Genomic DNA, 16,773 nt, shown 5'->3' with positions numbered 1-16,773 from the left:
TTTCATGCCAAAGGCCAGCGGCAAACGGCAGAGATCTTATTTGCCGGAATAGGAGTTGTGCCACGCCATGGAGAAGGCGCTGTGGGAATAGTGGAATAGGATGAGATATACGCTGGTAATTGCTTTTTTTAATCAGTTAAAAATCAACATTGCTACTCTGCAGCGTGATGCTTATGATTATTGACGGGCAAATAAATTTATCAATAACGTATGCCTTTTTGATTAAAAATTATTATAGGGCATAGAAGAGATGCGATATATTTTTGTATCTGTCTTTTAGGTATCCATCGCCGATATGCCCTTTTTTTTGCTCAACTCAATATCCGCCTTCTTTAAGCGTCATTAAGAGAAAGGATAAAGCCCGTTGGAGAAATATCAGGCTTTCCCCAGGGCAATGTTGCAAAAATATCAGACTCTCCCCCGTTCGAGGGATCTTATATCGGTTTGAGTAAATATCTGTTGAAACATGGCGAGCATCCCCTCGCACAGGCTGTCATTCCAGCCGCCGTGCCGGACGTTATCCCGGAATTTTTCCGCCAGCTCTCCCGGCGACAGCGGCTGCTGTGCGCCGCCGCGCATCCAGGGCTGAACGTGCTCATAAACGGTGCCGTCGCTCATCGTTGCCCGCAGATGGCCGGTGAACTGGGCCGGGTAGGGGTTTTGCGGGTCGATTTCATAGCGGATTTTTTGTGCCAGCGCCAGCACCGCCGGGTCGTTAATCCGTGCCGGCGTGAATTGTCCCAGTCCGGCCCGGCCGTCAAAAAAGCCCACCGCCATGCAAAACGGCGTGCTGAATTTTGCCGCGTAGGCGGTGGGAGGGCGATGCTTGACCGCCAAATCCTCCCACAGCCGATGTACTGTACCCTCCCCGACCCGGCAAACGATGTCGCGAAAATCGCCGGGATTGATGTTCCGGCGCGCCAGGGCGATGGCGCAATCGATATAGGGCTGGGTCATGGTGCCGCATGCATAAGGCTTGAAAGCGATGGACTGCATTAGCCAGCGCTGATTAAGGTCAGATAAGAGCGGGGTGAAATCAGGGGTTACCGAAGGCGCGAAGGCCTGGAAAAAACCATGGCGCCCCTCGAGCACGGTTCGCGGTCCGTCTAATCCGCCCCGGGCCATCAAGGCGGCGCGAATGCCCGATTGCGCGGCCCAGCCGGCATGCATGCGTTTGGTGGAGGTGCCTTCGGCCAGGTATTCAATAATCCCTGACGCCATGCTGCCGGCAATCCCCAAGGCCGACGTCGTCTGCCCGTGGTCCAGCCGCAGCGCCGCCGCAACGGCTCCCGCCGCGGCAATAGCGCCGATGGCCGCGGTGGGATGAAATCCCGCCCGATGGATGGCTTTCGGCGCCACCAGGCTCAAACGGCACATTAATTCAGCCCCCACGGCAATGCCCCGTAGCAGCGCTTCTCCGGCTAGCCCTTCGCGCTCGCAAATCGCCATGACCGCCGGCACCACCACCGCGCCGGAGTGAACCGGGCCGCCCTCGAATGTGTCGTCGTAATCTTCACCATGGGCCGCGGTACCGTTCACCAGGGCGGCGTCATAGGCCGTCAGCCCCCCGGGATGCCCCAGCGCCGTACATAAACCGCTACCGTCAGCCGTTGCCAGGGCGGACTCTACGTAATACTCGTGTCGCGCGGCAATGCACAGACCCATCACATCCATCAGCAGCAAGCGTGCGGTGCCGATGGTTTTTTGCGGAAAGTCGCCGGCATCCTGCGCCAGGATCCAATGGGCAAGCTGCTCGGCAATACTATTCTTATCCAGTTGGCGATCGTTCATAACGTGTTTTTCTCCCGGAGCAGGGTGGCGGCAAGATATCTCGCTCGATCAAAAGGGCAACGGCTGACTACAGCGCCCGGTTTTGCGCACTACAGGCACGCTGATACCCTTGTTGAATATGCTGACGCATCGAATGTGCAACGGCATCCGGGTCTCGTGCCGCCAGCGCTGCCAGAATCATGCGGTGTTCGGCATGGGACGCCTGGGAGCTGCCGGATAACGCGAGGCCCTGACGCCGGATTAAGTGCATGCGGTTGATAACCTGGCGATAGAGCGTCAATAATGTGGCGTTTCCGGCCATTTCCACCACCCGATCGTGGAAGGCAATATTCAATAAAAAATAATTATTCACATCGTCATGCTGGGAAATGGCCTCCAGTTGATCAAGCACGCCATGCAATTCCTGCAATTGGTCCTCGGTAACGATGGACGCCAGGCGGCGACCGGCGATTTCATCCAGGCCGGCGCGAACTTCATACAGTTCGGCTGCTTCCTGTTCGGAAATATCCCTGATCCAGGCGCCGCGGTTTTTTTCCAGTGAAACCAGGCCGGCCTCTTCCAAGGCGCGGAAAGCTTCCCTTACCGGACTGCGGCTGATTTGCAGGTGCTCGGCCAGTTCCATTTCGTTGAGTTTCATACCGGCCACCAGTTGCCGGGTTTTAATCCGCCGCAGGATTTCTTCCTGCACGAGGTCACAAAGGGTCGCCGAACGTAATACCTGGATGGAATCTGCTGTATAAGACATAAATTCGCCTGTGAAGAATTATCGGTACATTTAACGGTACTTAAGGGAGAAACGCGCCGCCATTGGCGTGAATGACCTGTCCCGTGAGGTAGCGGGCGTGAGGTCCGCTCAAAAAACGCACCAAATCCGCAATGTCCTTTGGAGTGCCGCGTCTTCCCAGTAGCGTGCTGTGAACGGCATGGTGCGCGGGCTCCGCATTGCCCGCCGCCGCGCCGCGGGCGGTATTTATCATGCCCGGCACCACGCAGTTCACCGTGATGCCGTCAGGGCCTAAATCATGGGCCAGGGCGCGAGTTAATCCCACCAGGCCGGCTTTAGCTGCCATGACGTGCGCCCGGCCGGCGGAGCCCGCATGGGCGGACATGCCGCCGATATTGATAATGGTGCCTTCACCGGCCTGCCGCAGCGCCGGCAAGGCCGCGCTTGCGCACAGAAAAGCGCCATCGAGTATCACCGCCAGTACCTCGCGCCATTGCGTCCAGTCCAACTGCGCGAAAGGGACTTCACGGCGTATGGCGGCATTATTTACCAGAATATCAATCTTGCCGAAGCGGTGTAATGCCGCCGTCATCAGGCTTTGCGCACCCTCGGGCCCGCTGATGTCGGCAAGGTGCAGCAATGCTTGCCCGCCCTGACGTTCTATATCCTCAACCACCCCGGCGGCCGCGTCAGCGGATTGTTTGGCGTTGACTACGACGGCTGCGCCCGCCGCCGCCAGCTCAAGGGCCATTGCCCGGCCAATATTGCGGGCCGCGCCCGTCACCACCGCTACCCGTCCACTCAGTTCTGCGGACATACATTGCCTCCGTCTATTTCATCACTGATGATACGTTCGCTGACGTTGCCTAAGTACAAGAGTAGTACCGGCTCAGCGCCCGCCCTCTTGGGTCATGGCCGACAGTTCCGCCATATTGCGGCAGGACTCGACGTCCCAGCATGCCCGCAACAGGATGGCGGCGCGATCTTGTCCCAATATCGGCGCCACCAGGTCAGTAAATTTAGTATTCAGATCCTGCCGGGTCATTGGCTTCGCCGCGCTGCCTATAGCATGGTCGACGTGTTTTTCAAGGCGTTGGCCGTTGTGAAGCCGGATAACGATATGGGCGGCATCGCTGTCCAGTGAGGGATCGATGACGGCATTGACCCTATCGCGCAACCCGATGGTGTGTTCATCCCGTACCGACGCGTCACTGTATTGCGCTTCGCCCGCGCGCCCTTGAATCACTGCCACAGCGGCGGAATGATAGACACTGAACTTACCGTCGAGACCGGTTTTGGGTGTGCGCTTGCCGGTCAATTCCAGCACCAGCGGATGGACGCGCAGTTCTATACTGTCAATCTCGTCGGCCTGCAAAGCGTATTCACTGCGTAGCTGGATACAGCCGTCAATCACCGGGTGGATTACGATGCCGCAGGCAAAAGGCTTAAAGGTATTCAGCAGGCTTTCGTGCCGCTCCCCCAATCCGCCGGTTATCTCCGCCAGGTTGCGGTGGGTGCTGGTGACATTGGCCCAGCCCCGTTTCGCTTCAATGCCCTGTTCCGAACTGGTATAGCCCTTTGCCGCCAGCAACGCGGCGGTTAAGCCGTTTTGCGCCGCCCGCCCCGGATGGAAGCTTTTGGTCATGGTGCCGAACATTTCCCGCAGCCCAACGGGTTGCGAGGCGGCCAGACCCAGCGCCCATACCATTTGCTGTTCGTCCAGAGCCAACAGTTTTCCTACCGCCGCCGCGGCGCCAAACACCCCCGCCGTGCCGGTGATATGCCAGCCGATATCATAGTGGTCCGGATAAACCGCGTTACCGATGCGGCATTCCGTTTCTATTCCCAATACCAATGCATGGATAAAGTCCGCACCGCTGATGCCACGGAATTCCGACAGCGCCATAATGGCCGATGCCACGGGCCCCGCGGGATGGATAACGGTTTTAAGATGGGTGTCGTCAAAGTCAAAAACGTGTGAGGCGATGCCGTTGAGCAATGCCGCTGTTATGATATCCGTGCGCGTATTTCGTCCCAGAAGGGCGGCCTGTTCCGCTCCGGCAAAAGGAGAGAGCGCAGCATAGGCGATATCCACCGCCGGATGACGGCTCCCTCCCACGGCGCACCCCAGCCAGTTAACGAAAGAACAGATGCCATGGGCGCGGACATTTTCCGGTAAATCCCCGGGCCTGGATGTCACCAGATAGCGCGCCAGCGCGCGGGTAACGCCTTCGTCGGACGTGTTCGATGCCTGTTGAGAATCGGGTAAAGACATAAACGCTCCCCAGTAAACAAATCAATGGTTGTATTGCATATTGTCGACAATATTCGATGGTATGGGTTATTCTGTAAAGTACATTTTCCAATTCTGTTACCTGGATCAGATATTAGACCTTTAAGTAATTGCACCATTGACTTTGATAAAAATACAGAAGCCCAAGGTCATGATGACGAACGGCATTCTGCTGATGCGGTGGGTATGCTTGCAGGCAAAGGGACGGGACGCAGCTACCATGTTCCAGGGATAGTTATCCCACGCCCCTGAGTAATGGCGTTATAACATACCTCAAAGCCACTCAGGATGCTTTCGGATGGCACCGGGATAAGGCAATACATAAAGTAAAACGGAACTTACACAGATTTAACTTATTTCATTATTTATGATGGAATAATTTTTTGTATTGATCTTTCGTATGGATTTCACTGCCAGGTTGGTGGCCAACGCTGAAATCATTATTCCTGAAACAAAAAGAGTCCTTTGCCCTGAAGCATAGATAGTGGGGGACAGCCCAAGCATGACGGTTCCCGCGTATGATGATATATAAACAATCGATATCAACGCTGCCTCTTTTCTCTCCTTGGTTGAAAAATAGATCATTACCGTCGTCAACGTGGCGAAAAGGAGGACTATGGCGACCCTGCTGAGGGCGAAAAATCCAGATATGTTTGATGAATTAAATTTATATATGGTGTTAAAATAGACAAAAGAAAATGCTTTAAGCTGGAGTAACAAAAGGCAGATTGTCGCAATGAATATCAACAGTGCCAATAATTTCATTTTTTGTTTTCATTAAGGAAGGCTAAACTCGAGTAAATGATAATCAAGGCTAAAGGTTGAACTGAAAACATCTGATCGAATGATAAGTTTATCCCTAATGCCACTTTATCAATAATATTGAAGTTTACAAAATCAGGATACCATCTGGGTATTTCCAATAAATATCTGTTTGCATTGCCCGGGCTTAGGATTATGTAAGTGAAAACCAGAGAAGTCGCCGCTAGGGATAATAGCGCCACCCTGCGTACATTTCCTAAGAAAATCAGAGCAATGGCCGTCAGGAGAATCAAGTTTATTACAACGACTTGCTCGCTGAATGATGACAAGAAAAGAAAATGGGTATCGCTAAACTACATATTGTTGAGTGACGCGTAGAACAGCAATACTTAAGCAATGAAAATCCAGCAAATGAAAGCGACAACGGCCATAGATAGTTTATAGATCCCGTCATCCATAGCATGCCATCTTTAATAAATCCTTTTTATTGTGAGTAATAGAATCAGTAAAAAATGCAACCACCAATAATGATCTCTTTTTATTCTTTGCTGTAATATAAGATAATGAACATAGCATTATTGCCATAAAAATGCATTACATACAGCCCAGGCCATTTTATGATTAATTACGCTCAATAATGCAAATTCTATGGCAGTACGTGAAGACCAACCATTATATCTGTTTATCAACCATTGAAGTTTGTCAGGTGTATGTGCCTCTACTGAAAATACCAAGTCATCCGAATAATGTGGTATACCCTCAGATTCAGATATGTAAAAGAAAGTATAAAACCACCAGAAAAAATAGCTTAACCTTTTAGTCATTTTCTGTCCTTTCGTTTAGTACTACATATAAATAATGGAGTATTCTTGTGACATTATGTCCCTAATATGTGTAAGAATAGTTATCAATCTTCAAGAGAGCGATAAATATTATTACCACTATATTATTACCTTATAAGTGCAGCGATGCCGGTAAAAGGACCCACCGCATAAAAAATTTTCTATGCTACAATATGCCATGCTCTTCTGTTGGTAAGCCATGCTTTTTCGTATCCTTGTTACGTACCTCTTTCAATCAAGGGGGCATGATAGGGTGCCGATAAAGAAAAAACACGATCCGATGATTAAAAATGCACGAAATCAAACAAAACACCCATCCGCGCTCGATTAACGTTTACAAGGGCTCCGTGCCCCAATATGCTGCTCAGCGCTTCTCCGTTGCGCCGATGCTGGACTGGACCGATCGCCATTGCCGGTATTTTTTACGTCTGTTGACACGGCATACCCTGCTCTACACCGAAATGGTGACCACCGGCGCCCTGCTCTACGGCAAAGGGGATTATCTTGCGTACAACGAGACGGAGCATCCGCTGGCTTTGCAGCTCGGAGGGAGTGAACCCGAGGCGTTGGCGCAGTGTGCCCGTATGGCTGAACAGCGGGGATATGACGAAATCAATCTCAATGTCGGCTGCCCTTCCGATCGGGTGCAAAACGGGCGTTTCGGCGCTTGCCTGATGGCGGAGCCCGTGCGGGTCGCCGACTGCGTCGCCGCCATGCGTTCCGCGGTGTCGATTCCGGTGACGGTGAAAACCCGTATCGGTATCGATGAGCAGGACAGTTACGGGTTTTTGTGCGAGTTTATTCAGACCGTTGCCGAGCGAGGGGGTTGCGATACCTTTATCATCCATGCCCGCAAGGCCTGGCTAACGGGTCTCAGCCCCAAGGAGAACCGCGATATCCCCCCGCTGGACTACGATCGCGTCTATCAGCTGAAGCGGGATTTCCCCGCCCTGGCGCTGGCCATTAACGGCGGCATCAAAACCCTGGACCAGGCGGAGCAGCATCTGCAATGGCTTGACGGCGTAATGGTGGGTCGCGAGGTTTATCAAAATCCGTCGCTCCTGTCCCGGGTCGACAGCAGGCTATTTGGTGGCACAGATCCCTATCGTGACATGACCGACGTTGTGGCGGCCATGTTACCCTATATTGTGCTTGAGCTATCCCGCGGCACCTATCTGGGCCACATCACCCGCCATATGCTCGGTCTGTTCCAATCCATACCGGGCGCCAGGCAGTGGCGCCGCCATTTAAGCGAGAATGCCCATAAGCCGGGAGCGGGCGTGGCGGTGGTTGAGCAGGCGCTCGCCAAAGTGATTGCACCGGGTGTGCGGGAAGAGATGGCGGATTTGACTAAAAAATAGTAAAAATGGCCGATCCATTCTAAATAATGTGATGGAAATCTATTCTAAAACAATGGGTTATAAAGTATATTTGTTGGCATGGATTTTGTAATAAAGCTCTTGTAATAGTTAAAGGCGTCATTGAGACAGCCGCGGGACTTATCCCCTATTTCAGGAGTCTGCCATGTTGGAAATTTTCTTTGTCATCGGATTCTTTTTGATGCTGCTGCTGACCGGGATTTCCGTGCTGGGCGTTCTTGCCGCATTGGCCGTGGGGACGTTTATCATGATGTTTGCCGGTCTGTTTGTCATGGCAATAAAATTATTGCCATGGTTACTGCTGGCGCTGGTGGTGGCCTGGGTATGGCGCGCCGTTAAGCCGCCGCGGTTGCCCCGCTATTAGAATAGTCATCAACCCCACCCGGCGGCGGGTTGCCAGGTCGCCGAACCCAAAAATGCAGGGTTGATCACATCTTTTCGTCTTTTTTACACCTTGTATTTATTATCGATATTTTTTACTTATATCTGCTGATAGGATGCACCCTGGTTATCAGCCATTTCATCCACATCGGAAAATAATAGCGGCTTTAGCGGCAGTTTCCGGTGTTTTGCCGTTCTGTCCCTACCTACAGCAGCATCACATGCAGTGAAAAATGACGGGCTTTCGCAAGGAAGCCCGTCTTTCAACGATCAGGGAATCAGCAGGGAGGAGCCGTTGGTTTCTCGTCCTTCCAACGCCCGATGCGCCCGCTGTGCCTCGGCCAGGGGAAATTTTTGCCGCTCCGGCACGTCGATTTTAATTGCGCCGCTGGCGATCATGGAAAAGAGTTCATTGCTGGCAAGCTTAAGTTCTTCCCGGTTGGTAATGTAGCCGTTCAGGGACGGACGGGTGACATACAGCGACCCTTTCTGGTTGAGGATCGCCAGGTTTACGCCGCTCACCGGCCCGGAAGAGTTGCCGAAACTCACCATCAGGCCCCGGCGACGCAGGCAGTCCAGTGAGATTTCCCAGGTATCTTTCCCTACCGAGTCGTATACCACATTGACCTTTTCACCATGGGTCAACGCCGCAACACGCTCCGGCACGTTCTCTTCACGATAATTGATGATTTCCCAGGCGCCGGCCTCCCTGGCCAGGGCGGCCTTTTGCGCCGAACCCACGGTACCTATCATCTTGGCTCCCAGCGCCTTGGCCCACTGGCAGGCAATCCGGCCTACGCCGCCGGCCGCGGCGTGGAACAGGAAAATTTCATTCGGTTTAACCGCGTAGGTCTGGTGCAGGAGATAATATACGGTTAATCCTTTAAGAAAGGACGCCGCGGCCTGTTCAAAGGAAATGGCGTTGGGAAGGACGGCGATATTCTTATCGGGGACGTTATGTATTTCACTATAGGCTCCCAAGGGACCCTGGGCGTAGACCACCCGATCCCCGGCATGCAGCCCGGTCACTCCGGGGCCGACTTTTGTGATGATCCCCGCGCCTTCCGTCCCCAAACCCGAAGGCAGCTGCGCCGGATAAAGGCCGCTGCGCATATAGGTGTCGATAAAATTGATACCTATTGCCTTATTTTCAACCTGAACTTCGCCCTGACCCGGATCTTTTGGTGTAAAATCTGTGTATTCCAATACATCCGGACCGCCGGTGGCGGAGAATTGAATGCGCTTAACCATAGCTGTTCCTCTCGTGGAAAGTCTTAAATAACCATAAGCCCTTACCGCCCGATTGCAAAGCCGCATAGGATTTGGCGACAATCAACGTTACAATGCGTCTTCACCCAGGTCGCTTCTCTCAGGCAAAGTCATTATCACATGTCAGAAAAAAAAACCGCTAACAAAACAAACTTCTCGCAGGACCGTCAGGTTGAAGGTCTCAAGCTTCCCCCCCATTCATTGGAAGCGGAACAGTCGGTGTTGGGCGGCTTAATGCTGGATAATGAACGCTGGGACAACGTCGCCGAACGCGTCGCCGTCAAAGATTTCTTCAACCGCCCGCACCGGCTGATTTTTGGCGAAATGCAGCGCCTGATGGAGTTGAATAAGCCTATCGATCTCATCACCCTTTCCGAATCCCTGGAGCAGAAAGGGGACTTGGATTCGGTGGGCGGTTTTGCCTATCTGGCGGAATTGTCGAAAAACACGCCGAGCGCCGCCAATATTTCCGCTTATGCCGATATCGTCCGCGAACGCGCGGTGGTGCGGGAAATGATCGCCGTCGCCCATGAAATTGCCGATGCGGGTTACGATCCCCAGGGGCGCAGCAGTGAAGAACTGCTCGATCTGGCGGAATCACGGGTTTTCCAGATTGCCGAAAATCGCGCCAGTAAAGATGAAGGCCCGAAAAGCATCGACCGTATTCTGGAAGATACCGTGGCGCGCATCGAGCAGCTGTATCAAAAACCCCATGACGGCGTGACCGGCGTCTCCAGCGGCTACCACGACCTGGATAAAAAGACCGCCGGTCTGCAAAAATCCGATTTGATTATCATCGCGGCGCGCCCGTCCATGGGTAAAACCACCTTCGCCATGAACCTGTGCGAAAATGCCGCCATGACCGAAGACAAGCCAGTGCTGATTTTCAGTCTGGAAATGCCCGGCAACCAGATTATGATGCGTATGCTGGCCTCGCTGTCCCGCGTTGACCAGACCCGGATCCGTACCGGCCAGCTGGATGATGAGGATTGGGCGCGTATTTCCAGCACCATGGGGCTGCTGCTGGAAAAGCATAATATGTATATCGACGACTCGTCCGGCCTGACCCCGAGCGACGTGCGTTCACGCGCCCGGCGGGTATTTCGTGAGCATGACGGCTTAAGCATGATCATGATTGACTATCTGCAATTAATGCGCGTACCCGCGCTATCGGATAACCGGACGCTGGAAATCGCCGAAATCTCCCGTTCCCTCAAAGCGCTGGCAAAAGAGCTGCAGGTACCGGTGCTGGCCCTCTCCCAGCTTAACCGCGGTCTGGAACAGCGCGCGGATAAACGCCCGATAAACTCTGATTTGCGTGAATCAGGTTCTATCGAGCAGGATGCCGATTTGATCATGTTTATCTACCGTGACGAGGTGTATCACGAAAACAGCGATCAGAAAGGCATTGCGGAAATTATTCTCGGTAAACAGCGTAACGGCCCCATCGGCACGGTACGGCTGACGTTTAACGGGCAGTGGTCGCGGTTCGACAGTTATGCCGGGCCGCAATATGATGATGATTGATAATCAGGACAAGGATAATGAAAACGGCCATTGCCGTTATTGACCGGCGTGCTTTGCGGCATAATTTGCAGCAGGTGCGCCGGCTGGCGCCCCACAGCCGGGTCGTGGCGATAGTAAAGGCCAATGCCTACGGGCACGGTATGCCTGAAACCGCACTGACGCTGCAGGATAACGCGGACTGCTTCGGTGTGGCGCGTTTCGCCGAGGCATTAGCGCTGCGCAGCGCCGGCATTACCAAGCCGATTCTGCTGCTGGAAGGATTTTTCGACGCTGATGAATTGCCGCTATTGGCCGAGCTTGGCATCGAAACCGCCGTGCATAGCCCGGAGCAATTGCTGGCCCTGGAGCAGGCAAACCTGGCGTCGCCGGTGCGGGTATGGATGAAGCTGGATACCGGCATGCACCGTCTGGGCGTCTCGCCGCGGCAGGGGGAGGAATTTTATGCCCGCCTGGCGGCGTGCCGTAATGTGCTGGGGCCGGTTAATATCATGAGCCATTTCGCCCGTGCCGATGAACCGCAGGCGGATGCCACCCCCCGGCAATTAGCCTGTTTTGACGACTTTGCACAGGGTAAACCGGGCATGCAGTCCATCGCCGCTTCCGGCGGGATCCTGTATTGGCCCGACTCCCACCGCGACTGGGTTCGTCCCGGTATTGTGCTGTATGGCGTGTCCCCCGGCGCCGGCATCGGCGCTGACTTTGGCTTCAGGCCCGCCATGACGTTGACCTCTTCCCTTATCGCCGTGCGCAACCATCGGGCCGGTGAAGCGAGCGGCTACGGCGGTATCTGGGTCAGCTCCCGGGATACCCGTTTGGGGGTGATAGCGTTCGGTTACGGCGACGGTTATCCCCGCAGCGCCCCCAATGGCACACCGGTCTGGGTCAACGGCCGCGAAGTGCCGCTGGCGGGACGGGTCTCCATGGACATGCTGGTGGTGGATCTGGGACCGGACAGCCGCGAGCGCGTGGGCGATCGCGTGGTTTTATGGGGCCCGGAGCTGCCGGTGGAACGGGTGGCCGCCGCCAGCGGCATCAGCGCTTATGAGCTCGTCACCAAGCTGACTTCCCGCGTGGATATTGAATATATTCAGAGCGAGCCGGCGGAAACCCTGGCAAAAGGCAGCGCTGCTTCAATTTTTAATCATTCCAGCTAACAGCTAACGAAATTTATTTGGTAGTGTGGAGGCAGGGCTTTACCCCTGAACCCACAATACCAGGAGATTTACACCGTGTTCCAACATGTTGATGCTTATGCCGGGGATCCAATCCTGTCGCTGATGGAAGCCTATAAACTGGATCCGCGCCCAAACAAGGTGAATCTGAGCATCGGGCTTTATTATAACGAGCAGGGAATCATTCCCCAACTGCAGGCGGTCGCCAAGGCGGAAGCCCTGCTGGATGCCATGCCGAAACAGGGCGCGGGTTATCTGCCGATGGCGGGCCTGCCGTCGTATCGTAGCGCCAGCCAGGCTTTGCTGTTCGGCGAAGATCACCCGATGCGCAACGCCTCCCGTATCGCCACCATCCAAACGGTGGGCGGCTCCGGGGCGCTGAGAATCGGCGCGGATTTCCTCAAAGCCTATTTTCCGGACTCGACGGTTTATGTCAGCGATCCTACCTGGGAAAACCATGTGGCGGTTTTCTCAGGCGCCGGTTTCAAGGTGGATTATTATCCCTATTTTGACAGTGGCAAGCTGGCCGTAAATTTCACCGCCATGCTGGCTTGTTTGCAATCGCTGCCGGCCAAAAGTATCGTATTGCTGCATCCCTGCTGCCATAATCCCACCGGCTCCGATTTGACCCATGAACAGTGGGATCAGGTTATCAAGACGGTGGCACAACGGGATCTCATCGCTTTCATGGATATCGCCTATCAAGGGTATGGCGCGAGTCTCGACGACGACGCCTATGCGGTTCGGGAAATGGCCCGGCAGGGACTGCCTTGCCTGGTGAGCCAGTCGTTCTCGAAAATCTTCTCCCTGTATGCGGAGCGGGTGGGGACGCTGTCGGTGGTTTGCGACAGCGCCGCCGAGGCTGAACGGGTGCTGGGACAATTAACCTCGACGGTGCGCCGCAACTATTCCAGCCCGCCGAATTTCGGCGCCCAGGTGGTGGCGAAAGTCTTGAACGATCCAGCTTTGTATACCTTATGGCGCGGAGAGGTCGCCGCCATGCGGGAACGTATTCTCAGCATGCGTCACAGCCTGGTGGAGGCGCTGAAAGTCTCCCTGCCGGGCCATGATTTCAATTATCTTTTGCGCCAGCGCGGCATGTTCAGCTATACCGGCCTCAGTCCGGCGCAGGTGGACAGGCTGCGGGAAGAATTCGGCGTATACCTGATTGCCTCCGGTCGCATGTGCCTGTCCGGCCTGAACGGCGATAACGTGCAGCGGGCGGCGCAGGCCATCGCGGCGGTAAGCTAGCATCAGCGGTCTCGCTGCCGGGAAAAACTCAACGCTAAAGGCTCTGCCGCGGACCGCAGCAGAGCTATGGGTATAGGTTTTTGGCGCTAGGTTAAAGTATGACGGGTATATTTATTTACTGTGCCATTGTCCAAGATAGCCGGTTCTAAACCGGGTATTGAAGGCACCTATAACCTCATCGCAGCCAGACGTTGCCTCTTTTATGCTTATTTCATTCCCCACCGCGGCGGCCAGGCTTCTCAGCACGCCCGTCGCTCTGATTTGGCTGTTAATTGAGATAAGCTCTTTTTGCGATGTGGTAAAACCCTTGGCGTTGAGGGATTTCTCCAGACGAGTATTGATTACGGACATTTCAGGCCAAAATACTATCTGAACAGCGGTCTTTTTTTCAATGCCAGCTTTTGAGTTTTGTCCATTTTTTTCTTCATGAACCTTTAATTTTTTTAGTAATTGATCGCTGTTTTGCAACAGTTTTTGGCCTGATTCTTTATTGACAATGCACTCTTCCGTAGCGTTTTCTGCGATTAAATTTGCATCCCCTTTTAACACAGCCGGTCCATATTTCCACGAATCCATTACGCAGTTGTTACTTTCAGACCATTCATGACCAGTATCCTCAGAGTCATCAGAGTAGTATTTTTTGACAACCTCATCCTTTTGGCATTTTTGAGATTGTATAATTGAAGTATGGGTTGAATGTTCTGAGCAATTACCCATCGAAAAATAACAAGAAGCAGCATAATTGGTTTCATCAGATTGACTATTATACCCACAGATGGTTAAATTGCGAATGAAGGTAATTTCCCTCCCAAGCTGTGGCCTCTTGATAAGATCAGACATGATATTCGGACGACCATTTCTAAGATTTTCGCGAGCCTGATTGACTGATGCATTACATCGGGTCAATTCGTCAATGAGTTTGTCGGAAGGCATTTCTCCCGCCGTCGACAAAGCATACAAATAACCCGCCAGGTCAACATTTCCATTGGGAATTTTGTGAGTCGTATTGGAAACCTGTGAGAACGCTGTACTTAAATCGATTGACTCTGCTTTAGCGGATGTTTGGAAATGTAGCTTATTTACATCTTTACCACTATTCGGTTCCTTAATAACAAGCACCCACATATCGTCGCTGGGACAACTGTAATCTAAATCTAATGGTGTAATAGTCATAAAATAATAAATTTTGATAAAATACTATCTTATCTTTTTATATTCCGGATGCTTTCAAAATTCGATTACGTCGGTAATAGTTGTATTTATTGGCGGATGAAAGGCGATTTTTAAATGAAATTTGTTGAATGGGCGATTGGGGAAGAGGCGTTTGAGCTCATAAGATGCTAAACCTAATTCAACGACTGACCCATGACGGCATAGGTCCGCCATGGGTTATGTGCGTTTTAAACTGCGAGTAGAGCGGCAGAACCGGGCACTCAAGAAAGCTATAAACGTGGTCACTGTCCCAACCCCGCAGTTAGAGCGCTAGGCTGTCAACCTATACGAGAAAGGAGCGGGCAAATGTGGTATCAGCAAACCCTGGTTTTGGAAGCGCAAAAGCGCGGGTTTCATTTGGTGACCGATGAAATTGTCCATCAATTGGAGCATCTCTCGGAGGTGAACACCGGCCTGCTGCACTTATTCTTGCAGCACACCTCAGCTTCTTTGACGCTCAATGAAAATTGCGACCCCACCGTCAGGGTTGATATGGAAAATCACTTTTTACGCCAGGTGCCGGAAGATGCTCCCTATCAGCATGATTATGAAGGATCCGACGATATGCCGGCCCATATCAAATCATCGCTGCTGGGTGCATCGCTAACCATTCCCATTAGTCAGGGGAAATTAATGCTGGGGACCTGGCAGGGCATCTGGCTGGGGGAGCATCGCCACCATGGGGGCAACCGCAAGATTATCGCCACCCTGCAAGGGGAATGAGTATGCTTTGCATCTGAATCGCAGTGCTGACAATCGCAGTGCTGACATAAGACAACGGGCTCTTATCTGAGACACCGGCTGTCATCGATTTAATCCTGTCGATGATTACCGGCAATTCTCAGTGAGAAGCCGTCATTGACGCTCCCCCAACGACAGAAAGTTAGCATTAGGCGTGGATTTTTCACCTGCTGTTGCGCGTTAAACGCCAAGATTGATTATTTCTCCATACAAATCTACCGACTGCAGCAGCTTATCCACTACGCAATACTCATCGGTTTGATGCGCCATGGCCGGTTCGCCCGGCCCGAGAATAATGCAGGGCGGCGAGCCGAGAGCGTCCAGCAATAGCGAGGCATCGGTAAAATAGGGCACAATCCGGGGTTGCAGCGGCTCGTCGTGCAGCGGCCGGCAGCAAGCGAATACTTGCTCGATCCAGGGGTCGCCCGGCTCGGTGAGTACCGAGGGCAAATCCACCAGGGTAGTCAGCCGCACCTGTTCCCCGGCCATGGCGGCCAAGCGCTGCCGTATCTCTCCATGCTGCAGATTAGGGGCGGTGCGGATATCCACGTCGAACGAACAGCGATCCGGCACCGAGTTGATATTCAATCCGCCGCTGACGGTGCCGACATTCAGCGTCGGTTGTTTCATTAGCGGATGCGGCTTGCCCGGTTCGAAATTACGTATCTTGCCGATGGCCTCGGCGGCAAGATAAATAGCGTTAATCCCCAGCTCCGGCATGGCGCCGTGGGCGGTTTTGCCCTGGGTTTCGCAGCGCAGCCACAAAGCGCCCTTATGGCCGATAATAGGGTAGTTCGACGTGGGCTCGCCGACTACCAAGGCCTTCACCGGCGGTAAAACGACCCCGGCATCCTCTAACAGCGCCCGTGCGCCGTCACAGCCGGTCTCTTCTCCGCCGGTCAGCATCAATATTACGCCGTCCCCGGCCCGTATCGCTTGTTGATGTCGTACACAGGCCATGATAAAAGCCGCAATGGCCGCTTTCATGTCGCTGGCGCCGCGGCCGTACAGCCTGCCGTCGACGATCTCGCCGCCGAAAGCGTCATATCGCCAAGGCGCATTCCCCAAGGGCACGGTATCCAGATGGCCGGTAAAGGCCAACGGCGCGGCATTTTTGTCTTTGCCGGCCATGCGCGCCAGCAAGTTGTAGCGCTTATCGGCGAAGCGCCGCAGTTGGATGTCGAAGCCGTGTCGTTGCAAATAGTCCGCCAGGAACGCCATGCATAGCGATTCGTCACCGGGTGGATTGATGGTATCAAAGCGCAGCAAAGCGCGTGTTAGCGTAATGACGTCTTCAGCGGCGTTCATCGCATTACCTCAACGTAAATCATTTTAACAACGCTTGATGTCATGCCGGGAACCGCCTGCCTACTGGCGGTGCTGACCATATTGGCGGCGAAACACCGGATATAGGCGCAATACCCGTCTG

The 16,773-nt window shown here is 53.5% G+C and carries 14 protein-coding genes; 6 read left to right on the top strand and 8 right to left on the bottom strand.

The window, feature by feature from the left end; translation table 11 throughout:
* Positions 1 to 408 precede the first annotated feature (408 nt).
* From GTU79_RS27890 to GTU79_RS27870, 5 genes are all read right to left on the bottom strand, one after another.
* Positions 409 to 1,791, bottom strand: coding sequence for an MmgE/PrpD family protein (locus tag GTU79_RS27890; protein WP_203523732.1), 1,383 nt, complete (start codon positions 1,789 to 1,791; stop codon positions 409 to 411).
* Between the two features lie 67 nt (positions 1,792 to 1,858).
* A complete protein-coding gene (locus GTU79_RS27885; RefSeq protein ID WP_203523731.1) occupies positions 1,859 to 2,536 on the bottom strand; it encodes an FCD domain-containing protein in 678 nt (225 codons plus the stop codon).
* A gap of 40 nt (positions 2,537 to 2,576) precedes the next feature.
* The gene (locus tag GTU79_RS27880) at positions 2,577 to 3,332 is read right to left on the bottom strand and encodes an SDR family NAD(P)-dependent oxidoreductase (protein WP_132924551.1); all 756 of its coding nucleotides are present in this window, start codon (positions 3,330 to 3,332) and stop codon (positions 2,577 to 2,579) included.
* 72 nt (positions 3,333 to 3,404) lie between these two features.
* Entirely contained in the window at positions 3,405 to 4,790 is a 1,386-nt protein-coding gene (locus GTU79_RS27875; protein ID WP_203523730.1) for an MmgE/PrpD family protein, read from the bottom strand.
* A 366-nt stretch (positions 4,791 to 5,156) separates the two neighbouring features.
* Entirely contained in the window at positions 5,157 to 5,573 is a 417-nt protein-coding gene (locus tag GTU79_RS27870) for a hypothetical protein (RefSeq protein WP_214513573.1), read from the bottom strand.
* Between the two features lie 1,129 nt (positions 5,574 to 6,702).
* Here GTU79_RS27870 and dusA point away from each other — a divergent pair.
* Together dusA and pspG are read left to right on the top strand one after the other, a co-directional pair.
* A complete protein-coding gene (gene dusA / locus GTU79_RS27865; protein ID WP_214513572.1) occupies positions 6,703 to 7,773 on the top strand; it encodes a tRNA dihydrouridine(20/20a) synthase DusA in 1,071 nt (356 codons plus the stop codon).
* Between the two features lie 163 nt (positions 7,774 to 7,936).
* Positions 7,937 to 8,155 (top strand): envelope stress response protein PspG, encoded by a 219-nt coding sequence (pspG, locus tag GTU79_RS27860; RefSeq protein WP_203523727.1) that lies wholly within the window; start codon positions 7,937 to 7,939, stop codon positions 8,153 to 8,155.
* A gap of 287 nt (positions 8,156 to 8,442) precedes the next feature.
* Here pspG and GTU79_RS27855 read toward each other — a convergent pair whose 3' ends face one another.
* Positions 8,443 to 9,423 (bottom strand): quinone oxidoreductase, encoded by a 981-nt coding sequence (locus tag GTU79_RS27855; RefSeq protein ID WP_203523726.1) that lies wholly within the window; start codon positions 9,421 to 9,423, stop codon positions 8,443 to 8,445.
* 138 nt (positions 9,424 to 9,561) lie between these two features.
* Here GTU79_RS27855 and dnaB point away from each other — a divergent pair, with 138 nt between their 5' ends.
* From dnaB to GTU79_RS27840, 3 genes are all read left to right on the top strand, one after another.
* Positions 9,562 to 10,968, top strand: coding sequence for a replicative DNA helicase (dnaB, locus tag GTU79_RS27850; protein ID WP_132924563.1), 1,407 nt, complete (start codon positions 9,562 to 9,564; stop codon positions 10,966 to 10,968).
* Positions 10,969 to 10,985: 17 nt separating this feature from the next.
* The gene (alr, locus tag GTU79_RS27845) at positions 10,986 to 12,122 is read left to right on the top strand and encodes an alanine racemase (protein WP_203523725.1); all 1,137 of its coding nucleotides are present in this window, start codon (positions 10,986 to 10,988) and stop codon (positions 12,120 to 12,122) included.
* A 75-nt stretch (positions 12,123 to 12,197) separates the two neighbouring features.
* Positions 12,198 to 13,391, top strand: coding sequence for an amino acid aminotransferase (locus tag GTU79_RS27840; protein WP_203523724.1), 1,194 nt, complete (start codon positions 12,198 to 12,200; stop codon positions 13,389 to 13,391).
* A gap of 111 nt (positions 13,392 to 13,502) precedes the next feature.
* On the opposite strand, the gene GTU79_RS27835 is transcribed toward GTU79_RS27840, so the two are convergent.
* Positions 13,503 to 14,516, bottom strand: coding sequence for a hypothetical protein (locus GTU79_RS27835; protein ID WP_214513571.1), 1,014 nt, complete (start codon positions 14,514 to 14,516; stop codon positions 13,503 to 13,505).
* A 393-nt stretch (positions 14,517 to 14,909) separates the two neighbouring features.
* Between GTU79_RS27835 and GTU79_RS27830 the strand changes: the two genes are divergently transcribed.
* Positions 14,910 to 15,326, top strand: a complete 417-nt coding sequence (locus GTU79_RS27830; RefSeq protein WP_203523722.1) for a secondary thiamine-phosphate synthase enzyme YjbQ — start codon at positions 14,910 to 14,912, stop codon at positions 15,324 to 15,326.
* Between the two features lie 198 nt (positions 15,327 to 15,524).
* On the opposite strand, the gene GTU79_RS27825 is transcribed toward GTU79_RS27830, so the two are convergent.
* Positions 15,525 to 16,652, bottom strand: a complete 1,128-nt coding sequence (locus tag GTU79_RS27825; RefSeq protein ID WP_203523721.1) for a M20 family metallopeptidase — start codon at positions 16,650 to 16,652, stop codon at positions 15,525 to 15,527.
* Positions 16,653 to 16,773: the final 121 nt, after the last annotated feature.

Origin of the sequence: Sodalis ligni (assembly GCF_016865525.2) — a bacterium.
In the GTDB taxonomy this organism is placed as follows: Bacteria; Pseudomonadota; Gammaproteobacteria; order Enterobacterales; family Enterobacteriaceae; genus Acerihabitans; species Acerihabitans ligni.
Note: the sequence above shows the minus strand (reverse complement) of the source record. Positions and strands in the feature narration are given on the sequence as shown.